The organism is Microbacterium sp. WHRI 7836 (assembly GCF_040223885.2).
GTDB classification, from domain to species: domain Bacteria; phylum Actinomycetota; class Actinomycetes; order Actinomycetales; family Microbacteriaceae; genus Microbacterium; species Microbacterium oxydans.
On sequence record NZ_CP168171.1, the window covers coordinates 1,352,172 to 1,376,769 of the forward strand.

20 protein-coding genes and 3 rRNA genes are annotated in these 24,598 nt (G+C 65.3%); 20 read left to right on the top strand and 3 right to left on the bottom strand.

Annotated features, from left to right (window positions below; translation table 11 throughout):
- Positions 1 to 47: 47 nt before the first annotated feature.
- Together ABRP18_RS06430 and ABRP18_RS06435 are read left to right on the top strand one after the other, a co-directional pair.
- A complete protein-coding gene (locus ABRP18_RS06430) occupies positions 48 to 692 on the top strand; it encodes a SatD family protein (protein ID WP_046749038.1) in 645 nt (214 codons plus the stop codon).
- Positions 689 to 1,516 carry a hypothetical protein gene (locus ABRP18_RS06435; RefSeq protein WP_349885744.1) on the top strand — a complete coding sequence of 276 codons (828 nt, stop codon included), beginning with the start codon at positions 689 to 691 and terminating at the stop codon, positions 1,514 to 1,516. Before ABRP18_RS06430 ends, ABRP18_RS06435 begins: the two co-directional genes overlap by 4 nt.
- A gap of 6 nt (positions 1,517 to 1,522) precedes the next feature.
- Here ABRP18_RS06435 and ABRP18_RS06440 read toward each other — a convergent pair whose 3' ends face one another.
- Positions 1,523 to 1,879, bottom strand: coding sequence for a MerR family transcriptional regulator (locus ABRP18_RS06440; RefSeq protein ID WP_058632227.1), 357 nt, complete (start codon positions 1,877 to 1,879; stop codon positions 1,523 to 1,525).
- A gap of 53 nt (positions 1,880 to 1,932) precedes the next feature.
- Between ABRP18_RS06440 and ABRP18_RS06445 the strand changes: the two genes are divergently transcribed.
- The 3 genes from ABRP18_RS06445 to ABRP18_RS06455 are packed head-to-tail and all read left to right on the top strand — an operon-like array spanning position 1,933 to position 5,034.
- Positions 1,933 to 2,886, top strand: coding sequence for an aldo/keto reductase (locus ABRP18_RS06445; protein WP_349885745.1), 954 nt, complete (start codon positions 1,933 to 1,935; stop codon positions 2,884 to 2,886).
- A 40-nt stretch (positions 2,887 to 2,926) separates the two neighbouring features.
- Entirely contained in the window at positions 2,927 to 4,228 is a 1,302-nt protein-coding gene (tyrS, locus tag ABRP18_RS06450) for a tyrosine--tRNA ligase (RefSeq protein ID WP_174799785.1), read from the top strand.
- An 11-nt stretch (positions 4,229 to 4,239) separates the two neighbouring features.
- A complete protein-coding gene (locus ABRP18_RS06455; RefSeq protein ID WP_349885746.1) occupies positions 4,240 to 5,034 on the top strand; it encodes a DUF4184 family protein in 795 nt (264 codons plus the stop codon).
- Here the strand turns inward: ABRP18_RS06455 and ABRP18_RS06460 are convergent.
- The gene (locus tag ABRP18_RS06460; protein WP_349885747.1) at positions 5,019 to 6,407 is read right to left on the bottom strand and encodes a CoA transferase; all 1,389 of its coding nucleotides are present in this window, start codon (positions 6,405 to 6,407) and stop codon (positions 5,019 to 5,021) included. The genes ABRP18_RS06455 and ABRP18_RS06460 overlap by 16 nt on opposite strands.
- A 594-nt stretch (positions 6,408 to 7,001) precedes the next feature.
- Here ABRP18_RS06460 and ABRP18_RS06465 point away from each other — a divergent pair.
- The 3 genes from ABRP18_RS06465 to rrf all read left to right on the top strand — a co-directional run bounded on the left by ABRP18_RS06465 (position 7,002) and on the right by rrf (position 12,282).
- A 16S ribosomal RNA gene (locus ABRP18_RS06465) occupies positions 7,002 to 8,525 on the top strand.
- 427 nt (positions 8,526 to 8,952) lie between these two features.
- Positions 8,953 to 12,057, top strand: a 23S ribosomal RNA gene (locus tag ABRP18_RS06470).
- 108 nt (positions 12,058 to 12,165) lie between these two features.
- A 5S ribosomal RNA gene (gene rrf, locus ABRP18_RS06475) occupies positions 12,166 to 12,282 on the top strand.
- The 16S, 23S and 5S rRNA genes sit together here, the layout of an rRNA operon.
- 9 nt (positions 12,283 to 12,291) lie before the next feature.
- Here rrf and ABRP18_RS06480 read toward each other — a convergent pair.
- Complete coding sequence (locus tag ABRP18_RS06480) at positions 12,292 to 13,365, bottom strand: hypothetical protein (protein ID WP_374168969.1); 1,074 nt, start codon at positions 13,363 to 13,365, stop codon at positions 12,292 to 12,294.
- A 102-nt stretch (positions 13,366 to 13,467) separates the two neighbouring features.
- Between ABRP18_RS06480 and ABRP18_RS06485 the strand changes: the two genes are divergently transcribed.
- From ABRP18_RS06485 to scpB, 12 genes are all read left to right on the top strand, one after another.
- Positions 13,468 to 14,259 carry a hypothetical protein gene (locus tag ABRP18_RS06485; RefSeq protein ID WP_193762034.1) on the top strand — a complete coding sequence of 264 codons (792 nt, stop codon included), beginning with the start codon at positions 13,468 to 13,470 and terminating at the stop codon, positions 14,257 to 14,259.
- The gene (locus ABRP18_RS06490; protein WP_193761965.1) at positions 14,259 to 15,296 is read left to right on the top strand and encodes an HAD-IIA family hydrolase; all 1,038 of its coding nucleotides are present in this window, start codon (positions 14,259 to 14,261) and stop codon (positions 15,294 to 15,296) included. Before ABRP18_RS06485 ends, ABRP18_RS06490 begins: the two co-directional genes overlap by 1 nt.
- Before the next feature lie 51 nt (positions 15,297 to 15,347).
- Positions 15,348 to 15,524, top strand: coding sequence for a hypothetical protein (locus ABRP18_RS06495; RefSeq protein WP_349884375.1), 177 nt, complete (start codon positions 15,348 to 15,350; stop codon positions 15,522 to 15,524).
- On the top strand, positions 15,521 to 16,318 hold the full coding sequence (locus ABRP18_RS06500) for a TlyA family RNA methyltransferase (protein ID WP_349884376.1): 798 nt from the start codon (positions 15,521 to 15,523) through the stop codon (positions 16,316 to 16,318). Before ABRP18_RS06495 ends, ABRP18_RS06500 begins: the two co-directional genes overlap by 4 nt.
- Positions 16,315 to 17,235, top strand: a complete 921-nt coding sequence (locus tag ABRP18_RS06505; protein WP_046749378.1) for an NAD kinase — start codon at positions 16,315 to 16,317, stop codon at positions 17,233 to 17,235. The genes ABRP18_RS06500 and ABRP18_RS06505 overlap by 4 nt, the downstream gene beginning before the upstream one ends.
- Positions 17,236 to 17,248: 13 nt before the next feature.
- Positions 17,249 to 18,940 carry a DNA repair protein RecN gene (gene recN / locus ABRP18_RS06510; RefSeq protein ID WP_058633031.1) on the top strand — a complete coding sequence of 564 codons (1,692 nt, stop codon included), beginning with the start codon at positions 17,249 to 17,251 and terminating at the stop codon, positions 18,938 to 18,940.
- Between the two features lie 17 nt (positions 18,941 to 18,957).
- Positions 18,958 to 20,652: a CTP synthase gene (locus ABRP18_RS06515; RefSeq protein WP_349884377.1), complete on the top strand. Its 1,695-nt coding sequence runs from the start codon at positions 18,958 to 18,960 to the stop codon at positions 20,650 to 20,652.
- Positions 20,645 to 21,226 carry an NUDIX hydrolase gene (locus tag ABRP18_RS06520; RefSeq protein ID WP_046749375.1) on the top strand — a complete coding sequence of 194 codons (582 nt, stop codon included), beginning with the start codon at positions 20,645 to 20,647 and terminating at the stop codon, positions 21,224 to 21,226. Before ABRP18_RS06515 ends, ABRP18_RS06520 begins: the two co-directional genes overlap by 8 nt.
- A gap of 2 nt (positions 21,227 to 21,228) precedes the next feature.
- On the top strand, positions 21,229 to 22,131 hold the full coding sequence (xerD, locus tag ABRP18_RS06525; protein ID WP_179516379.1) for a site-specific tyrosine recombinase XerD: 903 nt from the start codon (positions 21,229 to 21,231) through the stop codon (positions 22,129 to 22,131).
- 194 nt (positions 22,132 to 22,325) lie between these two features.
- Positions 22,326 to 23,159, top strand: coding sequence for a ParA family protein (locus ABRP18_RS06530; RefSeq protein WP_168441067.1), 834 nt, complete (start codon positions 22,326 to 22,328; stop codon positions 23,157 to 23,159).
- The gene (locus ABRP18_RS06535; protein ID WP_046749373.1) at positions 23,143 to 24,000 is read left to right on the top strand and encodes a ScpA family protein; all 858 of its coding nucleotides are present in this window, start codon (positions 23,143 to 23,145) and stop codon (positions 23,998 to 24,000) included. Before ABRP18_RS06530 ends, ABRP18_RS06535 begins: the two co-directional genes overlap by 17 nt.
- Complete coding sequence (gene scpB, locus ABRP18_RS06540) at positions 23,990 to 24,598, top strand: SMC-Scp complex subunit ScpB (protein WP_046749372.1); 609 nt, start codon at positions 23,990 to 23,992, stop codon at positions 24,596 to 24,598. Before ABRP18_RS06535 ends, scpB begins: the two co-directional genes overlap by 11 nt.

The following is a 24,598-nucleotide window of genomic DNA, read 5'->3' on the forward strand; positions in this document are numbered from 1 at the left end:
AACCAATTGACGCATAAGTCGAGGGTTATTCGTGATATGGTTATGCCATGGTCATCGCGGTACTCGCAGACATCGTGGGTTCTCGTCGTCTCGACGATCGCACAGCCGCGCAACGCGTGCTCGACGACACCATAGCCGACGTCGAAGCAGACCTCCCGTTGGCGGCGCAGCCGCTCACGCCCACCGTCGGCGACGAGCAGCAGGGTGTCTATCTCGATCTGGCCGACGCCATGGTGTCGCTCCTGATGATCCAGCTGCGGCTGCCGGACGGTGTCGCCTTCCGCTTCGGCATCGGGGTGGGGGAGGTGCGCCCTGTCGAGTCCGTGCACGGTGAACTCGCCGACGGACCGGGCTGGTACGCGGCCAGAGCGGCGATCGAGACCGTGCACGCGCGAGAGAGTCGCGCCGTGCCGCGCACGCGGTCGTGGATTGTCGGGTCATCCGGGCAGGATGAGGTCATGGAGAGCACGATCGCGGCATCGAACGCCTACCTCCTCGTCCGCGATGAGCTGGTGGGGGCGATGAGCGAGCGGGAACGACGGCTCGCCTACGGTCGTCTGCTCGGTCGATCCCAGCAGGAACTCGCTGCGGAAGAGGGCATCACCCAGCCCAGCGTCTCCAAGTCGCTGCGCAGTGCGGGAACGGCTGCGCTCATCGAGGGCGTAGCCGCGCTTCGAGGGGCGCGCGCATGATCGTCGCGGGGTTCCTCCTCCTGGCGGTCGGCGCCGCCGATCTGGTGCGTCAGTTCGCGCCCCGCCGCTGGGTCGGCTATCTCGTGATCGCCGTCATCCTGCTCCTGCTCGGCAGCGTCGGCGATGCCCTTCTTCCCATGGTGCTCGCCCTCGTCGTCGGCGCGCTCTGGGTGTGGTGCATGCCGACGGAGCGTCCGGCGCCCCTGGGGTTCTGGCCGGCCGTCCTGCTCGCAGTTCTGAGCGTCGGTGCCGTCGTCTGGCTCGGCGCCCGTTCCGACTCCGGTCTCATCGGTGCGATCTGGCACCTCCGGTCGCCGTTCGGGGAGATTCCGTTCGATCTCGCCATGCTCGCGCTCGGTGCCGGGGTCTTCCTCCTCGAGTCGTCGAACCTCGTGGTGCGTGCGGCACTCGATGGCGAGCACACGTGGCTTCCCCGTGACCCGGCGATGCCGACCGCGGAGGCAGCGCCTGTCGTGGCCGGAACCGTGGAAACAGGAACCACCGAAGCAGACACCGTCCAGGCAGACACCGTCCAGGAGGAGGGTGCCGAGACGGCACCCGCACCCCGCGATCCGCGCAGCGGCTTCAAAGGCGGTCGACTGATCGGACCGCTGGAGCGCATCCTCGTCCTCATCCTCACGCTCGCCGCGGCGTATCCGATCCTCGCCGCGATGCTCGCGGCGAAGGGCATCGTCCGATTCCCCGAGATCTCCCGCGATGGCGAGACCGGCGCCCGCGCCGAGTACTTCCTCGTCGGCAGTCTGGTGAGCTGGGTGATCGCGCTGGGTGCCGCTTTCCTGGTGTGGTGGGCGGCGCACAGCTGAGCGACCTCAACTCAGTGATCGATACCAGTCCAGCTTCTCCGCGAGGCGTCGCTGCTGCGCGAGGACCTCGGCGAGCTGCTGTTCGACCGTCGCCGCATGCTCTTCGAGGAGTGCGATCCGTTCGGGGATCGTCTCCTCGCTCCGACAGAGCTGTCCGTAGCGGCGCAGTCGTTCGACCGGCATGCCCGTCTCGCGAAGGCACTTGAGGAAGTCGAGCAGCCCGAGGTCGGCGTCGGTGTAGGCGCGATGCCCGCCGGCGGTGCGGGTGACCGTGGGCAGGATGCCTTCCCGTTCGTAGTACCTGAGCGTGTCGATGCTGAAGCCGGAACGCGCTGCGGTCTCCGCCGGGGTGTACGTCGTCATCTCCTGAGCATAGGTCTTGACCTGGAGTGCGCTCCAGGTTGCACAGTGAGGTCATGACCACTCGGAACACACCCGCATCCCCGCTCGTCCTCGGCGCGATGTCCTTCGGCACGCTCGTCGACGAGGACACCTCCTTCGCGCTGCTCGACCGTTTCGTCGAGCGGGGCGGCACCTGGATCGACACGGCAGACTGCTACAGCTTCTGGGCGAGCGAGAGCGGACACGGGGGAGCGTCGGAGGAAGTCATCGGACGCTGGCTCGCGGCACGACCAGGCGCCCGGCAGCAGGTGCGCATCTCCACCAAGGTGGGAGCGGAGCCGCTGTGGCCCGGCTCCTGGCCCGAACACCGGACCGGGCTCTCGCCACGCGCGATCGGTGCCGCCGTCGAGGGGATTCTCGATCGCCTCGGCGTCGACAGGATCGACCTGCTCTGGTTGCACCAGGAGGACCGCGCCGTCGCGATCGAGGACACCGTCGACGCTCTGGCCGCGCTCACGTCCGCCGGCACGGTGACCCGTGTCGGCGCCTCCAACCATCCTGCCTGGCGCATCGAACGCGCCCGCGCTCACGCCAAGTCGATCGGCAGCGTCCTCATCGATGCCTTCCAGCTGAACAGCACCTACCTGCGCACCCGACCGGGCACCCTCCCACCCGGTGTGGCGCATCCCTTCGGCGTGCTCAGCGATGAGCAGCGGGACTTCGCCCGAGACAACGGCATCGAGGTGTGGGCGTACACGCCGTTGCTCTCGGGGGCGTATGACAACCAGGCCAAACCGGTACCCGAGGTGTATGACCACCCGGGGACCACGCGGCGGCTCGCGGTGCTGGAGGAGATCGCCGCCGCTCGCGGAGTCGGCAGAGGGCAGATCGTGCTGGCCTGGCAGCTCGCACGGGGGATCCGCCCCATCATCGGGGGAAGCAGAGTGGAGCAGTTGGACGCCGCCATGGATGCGGCATCGATCTCGCTGACGGCGCAGGAGTTCGACCGTCTTGACACGCCTGTCTGAGCGGAATTCGAGGCTGTACCGCGCTGATAGCCTGGAGCGCGTGTCAACTCCCGATCTGACGACCGCACCCCAGGCGATCGATCCCGCGTTCGAGAACGTGTGGGACGAACTCGTGTGGCGTGGCCTGGTCCATGTGTCCACCGACCAGGAGGCGCTGCGCGCCCTGCTTGCGGGAGACCCGATCACGTACTACTGCGGTTTCGATCCGACGGCGGCGAGTCTGCACCTCGGAAACCTCGTGCAGCTGCTCACGCTGCGTCGCATCCAGCTCGCCGGTCACAAGCCGCTCGGTCTCGTCGGCGGCTCGACCGGTCTGATCGGCGACCCTCGTCCGACGGCCGAGCGCACGCTGAACACGCGGGAGACGGTCGAGGACTGGGTCGGACGCCTGCGTGCCCAGGTCGAGCGCTACCTCAGCTTCGAGGGTGAGAACGCCGCCCGCATCGTGAACAACCTCGACTGGACGGCGCCGCTGAGCGCGATCGACTTCCTGCGCGAGATCGGCAAGTACTTCCGTGTGGGCACGATGCTCAAGAAGGATGCGGTCGCGGCGCGACTCAACTCCGATGAGGGCATCAGCTACACCGAGTTCAGCTACCAGATCCTGCAGGGCATGGACTTCCTCGAGCTGTACCGGCAGTACGACTGCGTGCTGCAGACCGGCGGCTCGGATCAGTGGGGCAACCTCACCAGCGGCACCGAGCTCATCCGCCGTGCCGAGGGGGCGTCGGTGCATGCCATCGGCACACCCCTCATCACGAACAGCGACGGCACGAAGTTCGGCAAGAGCGAGGGCAACGCCATCTGGCTCGACGCCGACATGTGCAGCCCGTACCGGATGTACCAGTTCTGGCTGAGCACCGCGGACTCCGACGTGATCGAACGTCTGAAGGTCTTCACATTCCTCACCAGGTCGGAGATCGAGGAGTACGCCGAGCTCGTGGCCGCGGAGCCGTTCCGCCGAGCCGCTCAGAAGAGGCTGGCGCTCGAAGTTGTGGCGACCGTGCACGGTGTGGAGGCGACAGCTGCCGTGATCGCAGCTTCCGAGGCTCTCTTCGGCCAGGGAGACCTGACCACGCTCGATGCCGAGACGCTCCGCACTGCTCTGGAGGAGCTGCCGAATGCGACCGTCGGCGCCGGCACCCCGGTGGTCGAGGCCCTGGTGTCGACGGGGCTCGTGTCGAGCCTGTCCGAGGCGAGGCGCGCGATCACGCAGGGCGGCGTCACGCTCGACGGCGAACGCGTCGACGACGAGACGGCGACGGTCCAGGGCTCGCTTCCCGGCGGGGTCTCCGTGCTCCGCCGTGGCAAGAAGACCCTCGCCGGCCTCTTCGTCGGCTGAGCCCGAGCTCGATGCCGTTCACGCCCAGCCACGCCCTGGTAGCACTGCCGTTCATCCGCACGCCGCTCGTGCCGGCTGCGATCGCGATCGGCGCGATGACCCCGGACCTGCCGTTGTTCGTGCGTGGCGTAGGACTGAACTACTCGTTCACGCACACGTTCGGCAATGTCGTGTGGACAGGGCTTCTCGCGTTCGTGCTGTTCCTGATCTGGCGGGTCGTGCTCCGTCCGGCTGTTCCCGAACTCGCTCCGCTCTGGCTGGCTCGGCGGTTGCCTGAGGAATGGAATGACAGGGGTCTCACGGCGGCAGGAGCTGCAGTCGGTGTGGGGCGCACGCGCGCGTATCCGTTCCTGCTCGCGGCGTCGTTCGTGATCGGTGTTCTCTCGCACATCGTGTGGGACCTCTTCACGCATGAGGGACGGTGGGGCGTGCACCTGATCCCCGGCCTCGACGACATGTGGGGACCGCTGCCAGGGTTCAAGTGGCTCCAACACGGTTCGAGCCTGATCGGCCTCGGGGTCATCGGCATCTGGGCTCTGCTCCGGCTCCGTCGACAGACACCGCGTCAGGGCGTCACGCAGTCATCGCCGCCGTGGGTGCGCGTGGCGTGGTGGATCTCGCTCCCCGGGTTCCTCGTCATCGCGTGGGTCGGGGGTCTCGTCGTCTTCGGCCCCCTCGATGCGGAGTTCACCGTTCAGCACCTCGCGTATCGGGTGCTCCCTCCGGCCTGTGCCCTCTGGGGTGCGCTCACCGTGGCGCTCTGCATCGCGCTGTCGATGCGAGGACGCCGTCACCAGACGGGCTGATCGGACCCCCAAGCGTGCGGGGCCGCGAACTCGAGTCCCGTCAGCGCGGGTCGAGCGGTCACCACTGCGCTCCCGTCGACACCGAACCGGGCGACATGCGGCCGCACGTCGAACTCGACCTCGGCTCCGGCCATCCTGCGACGCGGCATCCCGAGCAGTTCCGCCGCGATGCGACGAAGCGATGTGCGGACCACGCACGAACGCTCCTCTCGGCGGTGCCCCCGGAGCAGAGAGGTCACAGCGGCAGCGAGCAGATAGCCCGCGCTGTGGTCGAGAGCCTGCGCGGGAAGTGCGCCGGGACGATCACCGTCGACCGATTCGATGAGCGCGATGCCGGATTCCGCCTGCACGAGGCTGTCGAAACCGGCTCGCTCCGGTTCCTCCGTGCCCCAGGCGCTCAGTTGCGCGACCACCAGGCCCGGGTATCGGCGCACGAGCAGGTCGGGGTCCAACCCCAGCCGGTCGAGTGACGCCGGACGGTATCCGAGCACGACGGCATCGGCGCGCGCGAGCAGATCATGGAAGCGAGCGCTCCGCGCGTCCAGCACGGCCGACCGTTTGCCATGGCCCGTATCGAGGTGCTGCCACTCCGGCTCTGGCAGCGTCGGCGGATCGATGCGCAGCACATCGGCACCGAGCAGGGCGAGTGTCCTCGTGCACACCGGGCCGGCGATGACCCTTGTCAGGTCGAGGACGCGCATGCCCTGAAGTGGTCGACGGCCCGCACGCACGGAACGTCCAGCGGCGGGTTGGTCGAGCGCATCGGACATCCCGTCCGGTCGGCTGATCTCCAGGAGCGGACGCTCTCTGGCGGCACGATCGAGGGCGGGATCCTCCGCAGCGACGACGACAGCGAGCCCGCCGGCAGCCGTGATCTCGCGGACGGCATCGTGAGAGTCCCGTTCGGCGAGGGTACCCCCGACGAGATCGCCGCACGCACCGTCTCGCAGACCGAGTCCCGCACGCAGCGCCGCCGCGTGATGGGGATAGTTCCCGTGGGTGCGGATCCATCCGTCTGCCGTCCGCCAGAACCCTGAGCACTCGGACCAGACCGGGGGAGCGACGCCATCGATCGTCAGAACACGGTCACTGCGGAACGCGACCGCGATCCGATCCGGATCGAGCGAAGCCGGGACCCCGCCGGCAGCAAGCATGGCTGCGCTCACGCTCGCCCAGGCGAGGTCAGCGGTGGCCAGTCGCGAGGGAAGTGGGACCGCACGGAGCGGTCGGACAGCGTCGTCGGCGTCACCGAGGCCGAGCTCCCGCCTGATGCGCGCGAGCAGCTGAGCTGCCGCCCGCCCCTCATGTGCGCCGCCGTCGGCGTCGATCGAGAACAGGCCTGGGGTGGGGAGGCGATCAGCTGAATCCGGCATGGCGTGATCGTACTGCGGGTGCGCATCGCCACCGAAACTGCCCCTGACCCGCAGGAAATCACTCGACGAGTCAAGGCGACACGCCCGGGTGGGGTGGCCCGATTTGCCAGATCCCCGGGACCCGCGTAACTTATTACTTGTTCGCCCCACAGGGAAGCGGAGGAGCCAAGAGCTTCACCCCCCTCAAGCGGAGAACCACTCCCGATCCACTCTCACTTGAGAGAACAGGCGCTTGCGTCTAGGATAGGGACTCCACCTCTTCTGCGGCTGTCAACAGCTGCGCTGCGGATCTCTGATTCGCACAGCGCGCCGATTTGACAAGCGGGACAAGGTGGGTAAGATAGAGAAGTTGCCCTGCGGGCCTGGCTGTGATGGCTGGGTCGTGGGAGCATCCGATCCTTGAGAACTCAACAGCGTGCACTTGTCAAATGCCAAATTATCCTCGTCTAGCTTCGGCTAGTTGAGAATTCCTTTGGATCAAAGACCAACCTCCTTGTGGGGTTGGCAATGGATGAAGTCAGCAATGAATTTGTCTCTTTGGTCAGCATCAAACTCGCTGCGTCACCGTTTTCCCGGTGGGGTATGCATTTCTTTTTTACGGAGAGTTTGATCCTGGCTCAGGATGAACGCTGGCGGCGTGCTTAACACATGCAAGTCGAACGGTGAACACGGAGCTTGCTCTGTGGGATCAGTGGCGAACGGGTGAGTAACACGTGAGCAACCTGCCCCTGACTCTGGGATAAGCGCTGGAAACGGCGTCTAATACTGGATATGTGACGTGACCGCATGGTCTGCGTCTGGAAAGAATTTCGGTTGGGGATGGGCTCGCGGCCTATCAGCTTGTTGGTGAGGTAATGGCTCACCAAGGCGTCGACGGGTAGCCGGCCTGAGAGGGTGACCGGCCACACTGGGACTGAGACACGGCCCAGACTCCTACGGGAGGCAGCAGTGGGGAATATTGCACAATGGGCGCAAGCCTGATGCAGCAACGCCGCGTGAGGGACGACGGCCTTCGGGTTGTAAACCTCTTTTAGCAGGGAAGAAGCGAAAGTGACGGTACCTGCAGAAAAAGCGCCGGCTAACTACGTGCCAGCAGCCGCGGTAATACGTAGGGCGCAAGCGTTATCCGGAATTATTGGGCGTAAAGAGCTCGTAGGCGGTTTGTCGCGTCTGCTGTGAAATCCGGAGGCTCAACCTCCGGCCTGCAGTGGGTACGGGCAGACTAGAGTGCGGTAGGGGAGATTGGAATTCCTGGTGTAGCGGTGGAATGCGCAGATATCAGGAGGAACACCGATGGCGAAGGCAGATCTCTGGGCCGTAACTGACGCTGAGGAGCGAAAGGGTGGGGAGCAAACAGGCTTAGATACCCTGGTAGTCCACCCCGTAAACGTTGGGAACTAGTTGTGGGGTCCATTCCACGGATTCCGTGACGCAGCTAACGCATTAAGTTCCCCGCCTGGGGAGTACGGCCGCAAGGCTAAAACTCAAAGGAATTGACGGGGACCCGCACAAGCGGCGGAGCATGCGGATTAATTCGATGCAACGCGAAGAACCTTACCAAGGCTTGACATATACGAGAACGGGCCAGAAATGGTCAACTCTTTGGACACTCGTAAACAGGTGGTGCATGGTTGTCGTCAGCTCGTGTCGTGAGATGTTGGGTTAAGTCCCGCAACGAGCGCAACCCTCGTTCTATGTTGCCAGCACGTAATGGTGGGAACTCATGGGATACTGCCGGGGTCAACTCGGAGGAAGGTGGGGATGACGTCAAATCATCATGCCCCTTATGTCTTGGGCTTCACGCATGCTACAATGGCCGGTACAAAGGGCTGCAATACCGCGAGGTGGAGCGAATCCCAAAAAGCCGGTCCCAGTTCGGATTGAGGTCTGCAACTCGACCTCATGAAGTCGGAGTCGCTAGTAATCGCAGATCAGCAACGCTGCGGTGAATACGTTCCCGGGTCTTGTACACACCGCCCGTCAAGTCATGAAAGTCGGTAACACCTGAAGCCGGTGGCCTAACCCTTGTGGAGGGAGCCGTCGAAGGTGGGATCGGTAATTAGGACTAAGTCGTAACAAGGTAGCCGTACCGGAAGGTGCGGCTGGATCACCTCCTTTCTAAGGAGCATCTGACACTTTCGGGTGTCCAGAACCCAGATCGAAGGCATACGTTCTTCGCTGGGAGCTCATGGGTGGAACATTTGACATGGTGCGAAGGATGTTGTTCTTCTCCAGTACGCCGCTTCGGTGGTTGGAACGGGGAGGGTGACGGATGTCGCACCTGCACGCTGTTGGGTCCTGAGGGACCGGATGCGCTTTGACCTTTCGGGGTTGGAAGCATTTGGTTACTCTGGGCCTCTTTCTGTTTCCCCCGTGTTTGTGGGGTTGTGGATTGGGGTACCGCCCGTACTTTGAGAACTACACAGTGGACGCGAGCATCTTGCAACAGCCTTCGGGTTGTTGCACAAGATGATCTTAAAGATCATTAGTCAATTTCAGATCCCGCCTTCGGGTGGGGTCGAGTTTTTGATTCAAACTCATGTGATTTCAAGTCTTTAAGAGCAAACGGTGGATGCCTTGGCATCTGGAGCCGAAGAAGGACGTAGCAATCTGCGATAAGCCTCGGGGAACTGATAAGCAAGTTTTGATCCGAGGGTGTCCGAATGGGGAAACCCCGCTGGGCGGCGTGCCGACCTAGTGACTCCCGCCTGAATATATAGGGCGGGTAGAGGGAACGTGGGGAAGTGAAACATCTCAGTACCCACAGGAAGAGAAAGCAACCGCGATTCCGTTAGTAGTGGCGAGCGAAACCGGATCAGGCTAAACCTAGCGTGTGTGATAGCCGGCAGGCGTTGCACGTTGGGGGTTGTGGGACTTTTCAGTCATCTCTGCCGAGGTGGCGGCGTTACAAGAAGGTATAGACGAACGGTCTTGAAAGGCCGGTCATAGAGGGTGCCAACCCCGTAGTCGAAATGCCTCTCTTGGCGCGAAGAGTATCCCAAGTAGCACGGGGCCCGTGAAATCCCGTGTGAATCTGTCAGGACCACCTGATAAGCCTAAATACTCCCAGATGACCGATAGCGGACAAGTACCGTGAGGGAAAGGTGAAAAGTACCCCGGGAGGGGAGTGAAATAGTACCTGAAACCGTTTGCTTACAAACCGTTGGAGCCTCCTTAGTAGGGGTGACAGCGTGCCTTTTGAAGAATGAGCCTGCGAGTTAGCGATATGTGGCGAGGTTAACCCGTGTGGGGTAGCCGTAGCGAAAGCGAGTCTGAATAGGGCGATTCAGTCGCATGTCCTAGACCCGAAGCGAAGTGATCTATCCATGGCCAGGTTGAAGCACGTGTAAGAGCGTGTGGAGGACCGAACCCACTTAGGTTGAAAACTGAGGGGATGAGCTGTGGATAGGGGTGAAAGGCCAATCAAACTTCGTGATAGCTGGTTCTCTCCGAAATGCATTTAGGTGCAGCGTTGCGTGTTTCTTGCCGGAGGTAGAGCTACTGGATGGCCGATGGGCCCTACAAGGTTACTGACGTCAGCCAAACTCCGAATGCCGGTAAGTGAGAGCGCAGCAGTGAGACTGTGGGGGATAAGCTTCATAGTCGAGAGGGAAACAACCCAGACCACCAACTAAGGTCCCAAAGCGCGTGCTAAGTGGGAAAGGATGTGGAGTTGCTGTGACAACCAGGAGGTTGGCTTAGAAGCAGCCACCCTTGAAAGAGTGCGTAATAGCTCACTGGTCAAGTGATTCCGCGCCGACAATGTAACGGGGCTCAAGCACGCCACCGAAGTTGTGGCATTGACATTATTGGTAGGCCTTCGTGGTCCAGCCGTGTTGATGGGTAGGAGAGCGTCGTGTGGCCAGCGAAGCGGCGGTGTAAACCAGCCGTGGAGGCTACACGAGTGAGAATGCAGGCATGAGTAGCGAATGACGTGTGAGAAACACGTCCTCCGAAAGACCAAGGGTTCCAGGGTCAAGCTAATCTTCCCTGGGTAAGTCGGGACCTAAGGCGAGGCCGACAGGCGTAGTCGATGGACAACGGGTTGATATTCCCGTACCGGCGAAGAACCGCCCAAGCTAATCCAGTAGTGCTAAGTGTCTGAATCCCAGTGACTGATCCCTTCGGGGTGACGCTCTGGGCCTAGCGCACGACCCCATTCTGGTGCGGTTAGCGTATTAACAGGTGTGACGCAGGAAGGTAGCCCAAGCCAGGCGATGGTTGTCCTGGTGCAAGTGCGTAGGCCGAGTCGTAGGCAAATCCGCGATTCACATAGGCTGAGACACGATGCGGATAAAAAGTGGGTGATCCTATGCTGCCAAGAAAAGCATCGACGCGAGGTTCTAGCCGCCCGTACCCCAAACCGACTCAGGTGGTCAGGTAGAGAATACCAAGGAGATCGAGAGAATCGTGGTTAAGGAACTCGGCAAAATGCCCCCGTAACTTCGGGAGAAGGGGGGCCATCCACTTATACGGATTTACTCCGAAAAGGGTGTGGTGGCCGCAGAGACTAGTGGGTAGCGACTGTTTACTAAAAACACAGGTCCGTGCCAAGTCGCAAGACGATGTATACGGACTGACGCCTGCCCGGTGCTGGAAGGTTAAGAGGACCGGTTAGCCGCAAGGCGAAGCTGAGAATTTAAGCCCCAGTAAACGGCGGTGGTAACTATAACCATCCTAAGGTAGCGAAATTCCTTGTCGGGTAAGTTCCGACCTGCACGAATGGCGTAACGACTTCCCAACTGTCTCAACCGCGAACTCGGCGAAATTGCATTACGAGTAAAGATGCTCGTTACGCGCAGCAGGACGGAAAGACCCCGTGACCTTTACTACAGCTTGGTATTGGTGTTCGGTGTGGCTTGTGTAGGATAGGTGGGAGACTTTGAAGCATGGACGCTAGTTCGTGTGGAGTCATTGTTGAAATACCACTCTGGTCACTCTGGATATCTAACTTCGAACCGTAATCCGGTTCAGGGACAGTGCCTGGTGGGTAGTTTAACTGGGGCGGTTGCCTCCCAAAAAGTAACGGAGGCGCCCAAAGGTTCCCTCAACCTGGTTGGCAATCAGGTGTCGAGTGTAAGTGCACAAGGGAGCTTGACTGTGAGACTGACAGGTCGAGCAGGGACGAAAGTCGGGACTAGTGATCCGGCAGTGGCTTGTGGAAGCGCTGTCGCTCAACGGATAAAAGGTACCTCGGGGATAACAGGCTGATCTTGCCCAAGAGTCCATATCGACGGCATGGTTTGGCACCTCGATGTCGGCTCGTCGCATCCTGGGGCTGGAGTAGGTCCCAAGGGTTGGGCTGTTCGCCCATTAAAGCGGTACGCGAGCTGGGTTTAGAACGTCGTGAGACAGTTCGGTCCCTATCCGCTGCGCGCGTAGGAAATTTGAGAGGATCTGACCCTAGTACGAGAGGACCGGGTTGGACGAACCTCTGGTGTGTCAGTTGTTCCGCCAGGAGCACCGCTGATTAGCTACGTTCGGGATGGATAACCGCTGAAAGCATCTAAGCGGGAAGCCGGCCTCAAGATGAGATTTCCATACCTTCGGGTGAGAGGCTCCCAGCCAGACTACTGGGTTGATAGGCCAGATGTGGAAGTGCAGTAATGCATGCAGCTGACTGGTACTAATAAGCCGATGACTTGATAACACACCGTTTGTTGGTGCTACGCGTCCACTGAGTGGTTCTCGATGTACGGTCGAGAACCGCATAACAACAATGACTTTGTTATGTGTTTGATTGAAACATCAATAGTGTTTCGGCGGCCATAGCGTGAGGGAAACGCCCGGTTACATTCCGAACCCGGAAGCTAAGCCTCACAGCGCCGATGGTACTGCAGGGGGGACCCTGTGGGAGAGTAGGACACCGCCGGACTCCTTTTAGTCAAAATGGCCACCCATCGTTGGGTGGCCATTTTGCGTTTACACGAAGAGAACAGGGAGCATCATGCCAGAAGAGGAACAGCGCCGTCCGCGTCGCAACGACGACAACGGACCGCGCGGGAACCGCGCTTCTGGCGGACGCCCCAACTACAGCAGCCGCGATGGTGGTGCGCCTCGTCGTGAGGGTGGGTACAACCGTGATGGTGGTGCGCCTCGTCGTGAGGGTGGGTACAACCGTGATGGTGGTGCGCCTCGTCGTGAGGGTGGGTACAACCGTGATGGTGGTGCGCCTCGTCGTGAGGGTGGGTACAACCGTGATGGTGGTGCGCCTCGTCGTGAGGGTGGGTACAACCGTGATGGTGGTGCGCCTCGTCGTGAGGGTGACTACAACCGTGACGGTGGTGCGCCTCGTCGTGACGGTGGTGCCCCGCGTCGTGAGGGCGGCTACAACCGTGACGGTGGGGCCCCGCGTCGTGAAGGTGGCTACAACCGTGACGGTGGTGCGCCTCGTCGTGATGGTGGTGCCCCGCGTCGTGAGGGCGGCTACAACCGTGACGGTGGGGCCCCGCGTCGTGAAGGTGGCTACAACCGTGACGGTGGTGCGCCTCGTCGTGACGGTGGTGCCCCGCGTCGTGAGGGCGGCTACAACCGTGACGGTGGGGCCCCGCGTCGTGAAGGTGGCTACAACCGTGACGGTGGTGCGCCTCGTCGTGATGGTGGTGCCCCGCGTCGTGAAGGCGGCTACAACCGTGACGGTGGGGCCCCGCGTCGTGAAGGTGGCTACAACCGTGACGGTGGTGCGCCTCGTCGTGATGGTGGTGCCCCGCGTCGTGAAGGCGGCTACAACCGTGACGGTGGGGCCCCGCGTCGTGAAGGCGGCTACAACCGTGACGGTGGTGCGCCCCGTCGTGAAGGCGGCTACAACCGTGACGGTGGTGCGCCCCGTCGTGAAGGCGGCTACAACCGCGAGGGCGGCGACCGCTCCGCTGGGCGTTCCTTCCCGCAGCGCGGGGGCGCGGGTCGGGAGCGGCCGGCGCAGGCCGCCAACGAGCGTCCGCGGTTCGATGAGCCCCACATCCCCGACGATGTCACCGCGCGTGACCTCAACGGGGCGGCGCGCAACGAACTCAAGACGCTGAGCAAGGAGAATGCCGAGCACGTCGCCCGTCACCTCGCGATGGCGTCACGGCTCATCGATGAGGATCCTGCGCTCGCCCACCAGCACGCACTGGCCGCCTCCCGACGCGCCGGTCGCATCGCGATCGTCCGGGAGACCCTCGGCATCACCGCGTACGCCACGGAGGACTTCGCTCTCGCGCTGCGCGAACTGCGCACCTACCGTCGCATCTCCGGTAAGGACGATCAGATCGCTCTGATGGTTGACAGTGAGCGGGGTATCGGTCGCTCTGACCGGGCGCTCGAGACCGGTCGTGCAGTGGATCGCTCTGCCCTCGAAACGCCTGTCCGCGTCGCACTCGCCATCGCCATGTCGGGAGCCCGGCTGGATCAGGGCGATCTCGAGCTCGCGCTCGGTGAGCTGGAGATCCCCGAGCTCGACCCCGATCGCGCGTTCGAATGGAGCCCCGCTCTGTTCGCTGCCCGTGCCGCCGTGCTCGAAGACCTCGGGCGCACCGACGAGGCGGAGTTCTGGGCGCACCGTGCCGAGGTCGCCGCGGAAGCACTCGGGATCGACGAAGCGGGCGACGAAGAGATCTTCATCGAGGACAGCCTCATCGAGGGCGAGTTCCCCGACGAGGACGACGCCTCGGCCGCGCCCTCCCAGGCGGACGCCGATGCAGCTGACTCCGATGCAGCTGAGTCCGATGCGGCTGAGTCCGGTTCATCTGAGTCCGACGCATCAGACGAGGAAGAGCCCTCGGTCGAAGACGAGGTGCGCGAGCTGCTCGGCGAGGATCAGGACGAAGATCAGGACGCAGACGAGGACGACGAGTCGGAGCCGGAGGCGTAGTGGCGCTGTTCTCTCGGAAGCGGTCGGCACCTACTCCGCTGGACGGTGTCGACACTGTCCTCGCCGACCTCGACGGGGTGGTCTATGCCGGTCCCAGGGCACTGCCGTTCGCGGTCGAGAGTCTCAACGAGGCGGCGAAGTCCGCTCGGCTCGGATACATCACCAACAACGCTGCGCGGACCGACGCGTCCGTGGCTGAGCACTTGAGCAGCCTCGGGCTCCACGTCGAGGCGACGGATGTCGTCACCAGCCCGCAGGCCGCGATGCGTCTGATGGCCCAGATCGTGCCCGCACCGGCGACGATCCTGGTCATCGGCGGTGACGGGCTCGTCGACGAGGTGCAGAAGGCGGGTTACACGGTCACCCGCAGCGCGGACGATGCACCCAGCGCCGTGGTGCAGGGCTTCGCGCCCGAGGTCGCCTGGACCGATCTCGCTGAGGCGGCCTTCGCATTGAAGCTCCCGGAGGACGAGGGCGGGATCCCGTGGATCGCCACCAATACGGACTGGACGATTCCTCGGGAGCGTGGCGTCGCGCCGGGGAACGGAACGCTCGTCTCCGCTGTCCACACCGCGATCGGCCGGCTCGCGACCGTCGCGGGGAAGCCGGAGGAGCCGATCTTCCAGGAGGCGCTCGCACGCTTCGGTGCGACGAAGGCGCTCTTCATCGGTGACCGTCTGGACACCGACATCATGGGCGCCAGCCGGGCGGGCATCGACTCCGCTCTGGTGCTCACGGGCATCGATCGGCCGAAGCATGTGCTGGCGGCACCGGAGGGGTCGCGTCCTACGTACATCCTCGGCGACCTGCGCGAGCTGCATCTTCCGTACCCTGAAGTGACTCAGCAGGACGGCATCTTCCGTGTCAACGGCGCCGCCGTGCGTGTCACCGGTGCCGATGTCGAGATCGTGGCGGAGTCCGCAGAGCAGATCGATCTCCTGCGAGCGGGCGCTGCCGCCATCTGGGCCTCGGGAACGCCCGTGTTCGTGCTGCGGGTTCCCGAGCGTCTCTACGAGGATCCGTTCCACCGCCCCTGACGCCGTCGCGTGGCGCCCTCCTGCGTCGGAGGGGCCGCGTACAGTAGAACCGTGAGCGATGAGACGACGAGCGCACCGACCGATGGTCTGTGGAGTCGGCTGCGCCTGATCGAGGGTCAGCCGCTTCCTGCCCGTGCCGACGCGTATTCTGCGCTGCGCGACGAGCTCTCCCGTCGCCTCGAGACCGGTGCGAAGGTCGAGCAGCGGGAGACGTCGGGATCCCGATGACGCGACTCGACGCCGCCCTCGCCTCCCGAGGACTCGCCCGTTCGCGCACCCACGCGGCGACCCTCATCTCAGAGGGGCTCGTCAGTGTCGATGGCCGACCGGTCGTGAAGGCGTCGACGTCGGTCGGCGAGGGGGCCGAGATCACGATCGCCGGAGCCGACCACTACGTCGGCAGGGCCGCGCACAAGCTCATCGCGGGTCTCGACGGCTTCGCCGTCCCGGCGCAGGGGCGTCTCGCGCTCGACATGGGCGCATCCACCGGCGGATTCACGCAGGTGCTGCGCGAACGCGGCGCGCGCACGGTCCTCGCTGTCGACGTCGGGCACGGGCAACTCGCTCCGTCCATCGCCGCCGACCCCGGCGTCATCGCCGTCGAGGGCTACAACGTCCGTCACATGACACGCGAGAACCTCACCGCGGCGACCGGCGAGACGGCGGCACCCGATCTCATCGTCGGCGACCTCTCGTTCATCTCCCTCGAACTCGTGCTTCCGGCCGTCGCCGCCGTGGCAGTGCCGGAGTCGGACATCCTCCTGCTCGTGAAACCCCAGTTCGAAGTCGGGCGCACAGCCGTCCGCGGCGGTCTGGTCACCGACCCCGCAACGCGCGCCGACGCCGTCGCCAGAACGGTGTGGAGCGCGTGGGATCTGGGACTCGGCATGCTCGGGATCCTTCCCTCCCCGATTCTCGGTACGCACGGGAACGCGGAGTATCTCGTGCACCTCGCCCCGGGGCGGGGCAGCAATCCGACAGAATGGCTGGACACCATCAACCGACTGGCAGGAGGACGATGAACGAGCGCTGCATCCTGGTCGTCGCTCACGCGGGCCGTGTCGACACCGTCGAGGCCGCCCGTCGGGTGATCGACGCTCTTCGAGAGGCCGGAGCGCGACCCGTTCTGGCCGTCGACGATCACGAGGACCTCGCGGCCGTCGACCCGTTCTTCGTCGACACCGACGTGCTCGGGCGTTCCGTCGACCCGGCCGACCTCGAGCTGGCGATCGTGCTGGGCGGGGACGGGACGATCCTGCGAGCCGCGGAACTGGTGCGGGACAGCGGCGCACCCGTGCTCGGCATCAACATGGGGCATGTGGGCTTCCTCGCGGAGATCGACCGCGATGACATGGACAAAGCGGTGCGCCGTGTGATCGATCGCGACTACGAGGTCGAAGAACGGCTCGCGCTGTCGGTGCGGGTCAAAGATGTCGATGGCACGGTCGTCTACGAGACCTGGGCGCTCAACGAGGCGACGGTCGAGAAGGCCAGCCGTGAGCGGATGATCGAGATCGTGCTGGAGATCGATGGACGCCCCCTGTCGAGCTTCGGCTGCGATGGCATGGTCGTGTCCACTCCGACCGGATCGACCGCCTACAACTTCTCGGCGGGAGGCCCCGTGATCTGGCCCAGTGTGGAGGCGATCGCCGTGGTGCCGCTGTCTGCGCACGCGCTGTTCGCCAAGCCGTTGGTGGTCAGCCCGGACGCGTCGGTCGCGATCGAGATGCTCGAGCGCACGGACGGCTCCGGCATCCTGTGGTGCGACGGACGCCGTTCGCACGAACTGCCGCCGGGCGCTCGTGTGGTGGTGCGTCGTTCTTCACGTCCCGTGCGGCTCGCGCGCCTGCACCCCACGGCCTTCACGGACCGTCTCGTGCGCAAGTTCCAGCTGCCCGTCGCCGGGTGGCGTGGCCAGGCGACGGAAGCGACGTCGTGAGCGAGAGGTCGTCATGATCGAGGAGATGCGGATGCAGGGGCTCGGCGTCATCGCCGATGCCGTTCTGCCGCTGGGCCCCGGCTTCACCGCGGTCACGGGTGAGACCGGTGCGGGCAAGACCATGGTCGTCACCGGACTCGGGCTGCTCCTCGGCCAGCGCGCCGATTCCGGGGCGGTGCGCGCCGGTGCGTCGCAGGCATCGGTCGCCGGCGTGTGGATCGTCCCCGAAGAGGGCAGCGTCGCAGAGATCGTCGCCGACGCCGGCGGAGAGCTGGAGCCCGCGGGTGGCGGCAGCGCCGAACTCTACGTGTCGCGCACGCTGAGCGCGGAAGGGCGCTCCCGCGCGAGTGTGGGTGGCCGCGCCGCTCCGGCGGGAGTACTCTCTTCGCTCGCGGAAGAGCTTGTCGTGGTCCACGGCCAGTCCGAGCAGCTGCGGCTGCGATCAGCGACCGCCCAGCGCGATGCGCTCGATCGTTTCGGTGGTGCTCCGATCGCGGAAGCCGTGAACACCTATGCGGCCGCTTTCGCTCGTTGGCGTGCGCTCGACGCCGAGATCTCGGAGATCACCGAGAACCGGGATCGGCGGGCCGAAGAAGCCACGCGACTGCGGGAGGCCATCGCACTGATCGAGGCGACCGCGCCGGAGCCGGGGGAGGACCAGGAGCTCACCGAGCGCTCCGAGCGTCTCGCCAACGCCGAGGAGCTGCGTCTCGCAGCATCTCTCGCCCACGCCGCGCTGTCGAGCGAAGACGGCGAGCCCGATGCCGCGGCGCTCGTCGCGGAGGCACGTCGCGTGCTCGAACGAGCCTCTGATGCCAAGTTGACCGAGATCGGGGAGAACCTCGCCGACATCGGCTACCGGATCGCCGACACGGCGGGGCTCCTCTCCGCCTATCTCGCCGACCTCGACGAGACCGGTCCGCATGAGCTCGCGGCGGTCGAAGAGCGGCGTGCGGCGCTCGGGACCCTGATCCGTGCCCACGGCTCGCTCGATGAGGCTCTGACTCTCTGGCAGACCGGATCCGCGCGGCTGGCCGAGCTCGACGACGACGGTGACCGCATCGAAAGGCTGATCGCCGAGCGTGATGCGGCCAGGGTCGAGCTCGACGCGCACGCCGATGCACTGACTGCGGTGCGCACCGAGGCGGCTTCTCGTCTGGGCGCCGCTGTGACGGAGGAGCTCCACGCTCTCGCGATGCCGGACGCCCGCCTCGAAGTCGCGGTCTCCGAGGGCACCGAGAGCGCCCACGGCCGAGACGATGTCGCGATCCTCCTCGCGCCCCACCCCGGCGCCGAGCCGCGATCGGTCTCGAAGGGAGCCTCTGGCGGCGAGCTCTCCCGTGTGATGCTGGCCATCGAGGTCGTGATCGCCGCGACCGACCCGGTTCCGACGTTCGTGTTCGACGAGGTCGACGCGGGCATCGGTGGCGCTGCGGCCATCGAGGTCGGACGCCGACTCGCCCGACTCGCCGAGAAGTCGCAGGTCATCGCGGTCACACATCTCGCACAGGTCGCAGCTTTCGCCAACAACCACCTGTCAGTCGTGAAGGCCAATGACGGCGCGGTCACGGCCTCCAGCGTGCGGCGTCTGGAGGGGGAGGAGCGCGAAGCCGAGATGGCACGTCTGCTGTCGGGGCTCACCGATTCCGACGCCGCTCTGACCCACGCGCGTGAACTTCTCAGCCTCCGAGTGCCCACCGCCTGATAGGATCGAAGCCCGTGATGAACTCTTCTTCTGCGGGACCCAAGAACGACACGACCAAGCACATCTTCGTGACTGGTGGTGTCGTTTCGTCTTTGGGCAAGGGACTGACGGCGGCCAGCCTCGGAAACCTCCTCACGGCCCGCGGCCTGCGCGTCGTGATGCAGAAGCTCGACCCGTACCTGAACGTCGATCCGGGCACGATGAACCCGTTCCAGCATGGCGAGGTGTTCGTGACGGACGACGGCGCCGAGACCGATCTCGACATCGGCCACTACGAGCGCTTCCTCGACATCAACCTGTCGGAGGCGGCCAACGTCACCACTGGCCAGATCTACTCGCAGGTGATCGCCCGCGAGCGTCGCGGCGAGTACCTCGGCGACACGGTGCAGGTCATTCCGCACATCACGGACGAGATCAAGCGCCGGATGCGCCTGCAGGCGTCGGAAGACCCGCGTCCCGACGTGATCATCACCGAGGTCGGCGGCACCGTCGGCGACATCGAGTCGCAGCCGTTCCTCGAGTCCGCGCGCCAGCTGCGTCACGAGCTCGGCCGCGACAGCGTGTTCTTCGTGCACGTGTCGCTCGTGCCCTTCATGGGCGCCTCGGGGGAGCAGAAGACCAAGCCGACGCAGCATTCCGTGGCGGCCCTGCGCCAGGTCGGCATCCAGCCGGACGCCCTGGTGCTCCGCAGCGACCGCCCGGTCAGCGCGAGCAACCGCAACAAGATCGCGCTGATGTGCGACGTCGATGTCGAGGGCGTCATCAACACCGTCGACCTGCCGAGCATCTACGACATCCCCTCGACGCTGAACGAGCAGGGACTCGACTCGTACATCGTGCGCCGCCTCGGCCTCGACCAGAAGGCGGCCGACGTCGACTGGACACGCTGGAACAAGGTGCTGCACGCGGTGCACAACCCCAAGCACGAGGTGACGATCGGCCTGGTGGGCAAGTACATCGACCTCCCCGATGCCTATCTCTCGGTGACCGAGGCTCTCAAGGCCGGAGGCTTCGCACAGGAGACCAAGGTCAACATCCGCTGGATCCCCTCCGACCTCTGCGAGACCCCGGAGGGCGCCAGGGAGCAGCTGGCCCAGCTCGACGGCATCTGCGTGCCGGGAGGCTTCGGCATCCGCGGCATCGAGGGCAAGCTCGGCGCGCTGAGGTTCGCGCGTGAGCAGGGCATCCCGACGCTCGGCCTGTGCCTCGGCCTGCAGTGCATGGTCATCGAGTACGCACGCGACGTCGCCGGCATCGAAGGCGCGTCCTCGAGCGAGTTCGACCCGGAGACGGCGGAGCCCGTCATCGCCACGATGGCCGAGCAGGTCGACATCCTGGACGGAGGCGACCTCGGGGGCACCATGCGCCTCGGTCTGTACCAGGCCGCCCTCGCCGAAGGATCGCTCGCCCGTGAACTGTACGGTGCGCCCGAAGCCTCCGAGCGCCACCGTCACCGCTACGAGGTGAACAACGCCTATCGTGACCGTCTCTCGGAGGCCGGACTGGTGTTCTCCGGTCTCAACCCGGAGCTCGACCTCGTCGAGTACGTCGAGCTTCCCCGCGACGTGCACCCGTACTACATCGCCACTCAGGCGCACCCCGAGCTGCGCTCGCGTCCGACCGCTCCGCACCCGCTGTTCCGCGGACTGGTCGGCGCAGCGATCGAGCGGAACCGCGCGAGCGAGCTGTTCGACGTCAGCGCGGATGACTGAGTCGCCGCAGGACCTCCGCGACGAGCCGTTCGAACCGGAGGTCCTTCACAGCGATCTCGTATACCGCGGCAGGGTCTGGGACGTCCGCTCCGACCGTGTGCGCTACGGAGACGGTGAGATCGTCCGACAGTACGTCGATCACACCGGCGCGGTGGCGATCGTCGCCCTGGACGATGAGGGGCGCGTCCTGCTGATCCAGCAGTACCGTCACCCGATTCGGCATCGGGATTGGGAGCTCCCTGCAGGACTGCTGGATGTGGAGGGGGAGGAGCCTCTTGCCGCAGCCCGGCGGGAGCTCGCCGAAGAGGCCGACCTCGTCGCCGAGCGCTGGGAACCCCTGGTCTCCTCCTGGACGACTCCGGGCGGGAACGACGAGATCATCCACGTGTTCCTCGCGACCGGGGTCTCCTCGGCTGACGCGGCACACGACCGGGAGGACGAGGAGGCGGACATCCGGGTGGCGTGGGTGCCGCTTTCGGACGCCGTCTCGGCGGTGCTCGAGGGGCGGATGCGCAACGGCATCCTCGCCATCGGGGTGCTCGCGGCATCGCAGAGGCTGCGCGACCGGGACTGACGATGCAGCTCGAGCGCGCCCTGGACGCCTACCTGCGTCATGTCACGGTCGAGCGGGGCCTGAGTGCCCACACGGTCGCGGCGTACCGGCGTGACCTCGGCGTCTATCAGGAGTGGTTGGTCGCAGAAGGGATCGCCGGCACGGCTGAAGTGACCCCTGCCGTGATCGACCGGTTCATCGCGGAGCGGGCATCTGCCCAGCCGCCGCCCGCCTCGACGAGCCTCGCGCGCCTGCAGTCGTCGGTCCGGGGCTGGCACCGTTTCCTGGCACGCGAGGGCATCGAGGCTGACGACCCCAGCGGCCGGCTCCGCCCGCCCAAGGCGCCGCGACGGCTCCCCAAGGCCCTGACCATCGAGCAGGTCGAGCGCCTTCTCGCCGCGCCATCGCCCGAGGACCCGCTCGGCATCCGCGATCGCGCGCTGCTCGAACTCCTGTATGCGACCGGAGCCCGGGTGTCGGAGGCCATCGACCTCGACGTGGACGACCTGGCGCACGGCGACGTGCTGCGACTGCGGGGGAAGGGGGCCAAGGAGCGCATCGTGCCGGTGGGCTCCTACGCGCGCGCCGCCGTGGACGCGTACCTGACGCGCGTGCGTCCGGGACTGGCGGCCAAGGGACGTGCCTCTGCCCGACTGTTCCTCGGCGCTCGGGGCGCCCCGCTCTCACGCCAGAGCGCCTGGCTCGTCATCCGCGCTGCCGCCGAGAGAGCGGAGATCACGGTCGACGTCTCCCCGCACACCCTGCGGCACTCGTTCGCGACGCACCTCCTGCAGGGCGGGGCGGATGTGCGCGTGGTCCAGGAGCTCCTCGGGCATTCGTCGGTCGCGACGACGCAGATCTACACCCACGTCTCCGTCGACGCGCTCCGCGACATCTACGCGACGTCGCACCCGCGCGCCCGATAAGAGTTGCCGCGCCCGCTCGGGTCGCCTGCCGCGTGTCGGTGGCGCTGCCGCGCGCCGATCGCTCTGCCGCGTGCCGAGGCGGCCGGAGAACCGCATGGCCGGTACAATCGACCAAGCACGACGGAGCAGGAGAACGGGTGGCTGAGAAAGTGGCGAAGTCCAGGGCGAAGGCGCAGAAGGCCGACGAGACCCCCATGGGACCCACCGGCCGTCCGTATCACGGCTTCCCGATCCCCGAGCCGCTGAAGTCCCACGGCCCTGCACGCATCATCGCGCTGTGCAACCAGAAGGGCGGCGTCGGAAAGACGACCACGTCGATCAACCTCGCCGCGTCGCTGGCCGAATACGGCCGGAAGGTGCTGGCGGTCGACTTCGATCCCCAGGGTGCGCTCTCTGCGGGCCTCGGTATCCCCACCCACGACGTGCCGACGATCTACGACCTGCTGTTGGACACCAAGCGCGACGCCCACGATGCGATCGTGCACTCGAGTGTCGAGGGCCTCGATGTCATGCCGGCGAACATCGATCTCTCCGCTGCCGAGGTGCACCTCGTCAACGAGGTCGCGCGAGAGACGATCCTCGCCCGCGTCCTGCGCCAGGTGGCGGGGGAGTACGACGTCATCCTGATCGACTGCCAGCCTTCGCTCGGCATCCTCACCGTGAACGCGCTGACGGCGGCCCACGGCGTGATCATCCCGCTCGAGTGCGAGTTCTTCGCCTTGCGCGGGGTCGCGCTGCTGATCGAGACGATCGACAAGGTCCGCGACCGGCTCAACCCTTCGATCACGATGGACGGCCTGCTGGCGACGATGTACGACCCGCGCACGCTGCACTCCCGTGAGGTGCTCGAGCGTGTGGTCGAGGCATTCGGCGACGATGTGCTGGAAACCGTGATCGGCCGCACCGTGAAGTTCCCTGACGCCTCCGTGTCGGGCGTGCCGATCACCGAGTTCGCCCCCGAGCATGCCGCCGCTCAGGCGTATCTGCGGCTGGCGCGGGAGCTGGTCGCCCGTGGCGCCGTCGCCTGACGAAGCACCCGTCGACCCGTCGCTCCAGGAGAGCGCAGACGAAGGAGCGTCCGCCGAAGCCAGCGGCTTCACGGTCTCGCTGTCGAACTTCGACGGCCCCTTCGACCTGTTGCTGAACCTCATCTCGAAGCACGAGATGGACATCACCGAGGTATCGCTGAGCGCGGTCACCAACGAGTTCATCGCGTACCTCGGCCAACTTGACGACGACGAGGACCTCGATCAGGCGTCCGAGTTCCTGGTCGTGGCCGCGACCCTGCTCGACATGAAGGTCGCCGGTCTTCTCCCTCAGGGCGAGCTGGTCGATGCCGAGGCGGTGGCTCTGCTCGAGGCGCGCGACCTGTTGTTCGCACGCCTGCTGCAGTATCGGGCCTTCAAGGAGGTCTCGACCTGGTTCGCCCGCTGTCTGCAGCGCGAAGACCGTCGTCACGTGCGCGCTGTCCGTCTGGAGGAGAAGCACCGACGTCAGACGCCGGAGCTCGTGTGGTCCTTGAGTGTCGACGACTTCGCCGCTCTCGCCCTCCTGGCCTTCGCCCCGAAGGAGATCCCGCACGTCGGGCTCGATCACCTGCACGCGCCCCTGGTCAGCATCCGCGAGCAGGCGGCGATCGTGGTGACGCTGCTGCGCGGCACCGAGTCGGTGAGTTTCCGTGAACTCGTGGCCGGCGTGACCGAGCCGGGCATCGTCGTGGCACGGTTCATCTCGGTGCTGGAGCTCTACCGGCACGCGGCGCTGTCGTTCGAACAACTGGAACCGCTCGGCGAGCTGACGCTGCGCTGGGCAGCCGACTCCTGGTCGGATGAGACGCTGGCGACCCTGGGAGCCGACTATGACCGATGATGTGACGGACGAGACGAACGCCGACCTGGCCGGTGCCGAGGAGATTCCTCTGACCGAGCGGATCGAGGCGATCCTCTTCATCGTGGATGAGCCGATCGGTCTCGTCGCCCTGGCCGCCGCGGTCGGCTCGCCGGTTCCTGCCGTGCGCCAGACCCTGGAGATGCTGGTCGAGGACTACGACGGGCGCGGGAAGGGACCGCGACGCGGCTTCGAGCTTCGGGAGGTCGGCGGCGGGTGGCGTCTCTACGTCAGGGAAGAGCTCGACGACGTGGTGGCGGCATTCATCGGCGGTCAGGCTCCCGCACGTCTCTCGCAGGCCGCCCTGGAGACCCTTGCCGTCATCGCCTACAAGCAGCCGGTCACGCGCAGCCAGGTCGCCTCCATCCGCGCGGTGAACGTGGACTCCGTCGTCCGTACGCTCGTCGCTCGTGGACTGATCACCGAATTGTTCGCAGACTCCGAGACCGGTGCGATCAACTACGGCACCACCGACGCGCTCCTCCAGCATCTGGGCATCAACTCCCTCGACGAGCTGCCCCCGATCTCCCCGCTGCTCGACGATGGCGCAGACGGATTCGACGAAGGGACCATCCGATGA

Bases quoted from the DNA above. Each gene is read 5' to 3' on its own strand.
- ABRP18_RS06485 (WP_193762034.1), top strand. From the start codon at position 13,468: ATGGCGTCACGGCTCATCGATGAGGATCCTGCGCTCGCCCACCAGCAC.
- xerD (WP_179516379.1), top strand. From the start codon at position 21,229: ATGCAGCTCGAGCGCGCCCTGGACGCCTACCTGCGTCATGTCACGGTC.
- ABRP18_RS06520 (WP_046749375.1), top strand. From the start codon at position 20,645: ATGACTGAGTCGCCGCAGGACCTCCGCGACGAGCCGTTCGAACCGGAG.
- ABRP18_RS06530 (WP_168441067.1), top strand. From the start codon at position 22,326: ATGGGACCCACCGGCCGTCCGTATCACGGCTTCCCGATCCCCGAGCCG.
- ABRP18_RS06455 (WP_349885746.1), top strand. From the start codon at position 4,240: ATGCCGTTCACGCCCAGCCACGCCCTGGTAGCACTGCCGTTCATCCGC.
- recN (WP_058633031.1), top strand. From the start codon at position 17,249: ATGATCGAGGAGATGCGGATGCAGGGGCTCGGCGTCATCGCCGATGCC.
- ABRP18_RS06500 (WP_349884376.1), top strand. From the start codon at position 15,521: ATGACGCGACTCGACGCCGCCCTCGCCTCCCGAGGACTCGCCCGTTCG.
- ABRP18_RS06430 (WP_046749038.1), top strand. From the start codon at position 48: ATGGTCATCGCGGTACTCGCAGACATCGTGGGTTCTCGTCGTCTCGAC.
- scpB (WP_046749372.1), top strand. From the start codon at position 23,990: ATGACCGATGATGTGACGGACGAGACGAACGCCGACCTGGCCGGTGCC.
- ABRP18_RS06505 (WP_046749378.1), top strand. From the start codon at position 16,315: ATGAACGAGCGCTGCATCCTGGTCGTCGCTCACGCGGGCCGTGTCGAC.
- ABRP18_RS06440 (WP_058632227.1), bottom strand. From the start codon at position 1,879: ATGACGACGTACACCCCGGCGGAGACCGCAGCGCGTTCCGGCTTCAGC.
- ABRP18_RS06445 (WP_349885745.1), top strand. From the start codon at position 1,933: ATGACCACTCGGAACACACCCGCATCCCCGCTCGTCCTCGGCGCGATG.
- ABRP18_RS06515 (WP_349884377.1), top strand. From the start codon at position 18,958: ATGAACTCTTCTTCTGCGGGACCCAAGAACGACACGACCAAGCACATC.
- ABRP18_RS06460 (WP_349885747.1), bottom strand. From the start codon at position 6,407: ATGCCGGATTCAGCTGATCGCCTCCCCACCCCAGGCCTGTTCTCGATC.
- ABRP18_RS06435 (WP_349885744.1), top strand. From the start codon at position 689: ATGATCGTCGCGGGGTTCCTCCTCCTGGCGGTCGGCGCCGCCGATCTG.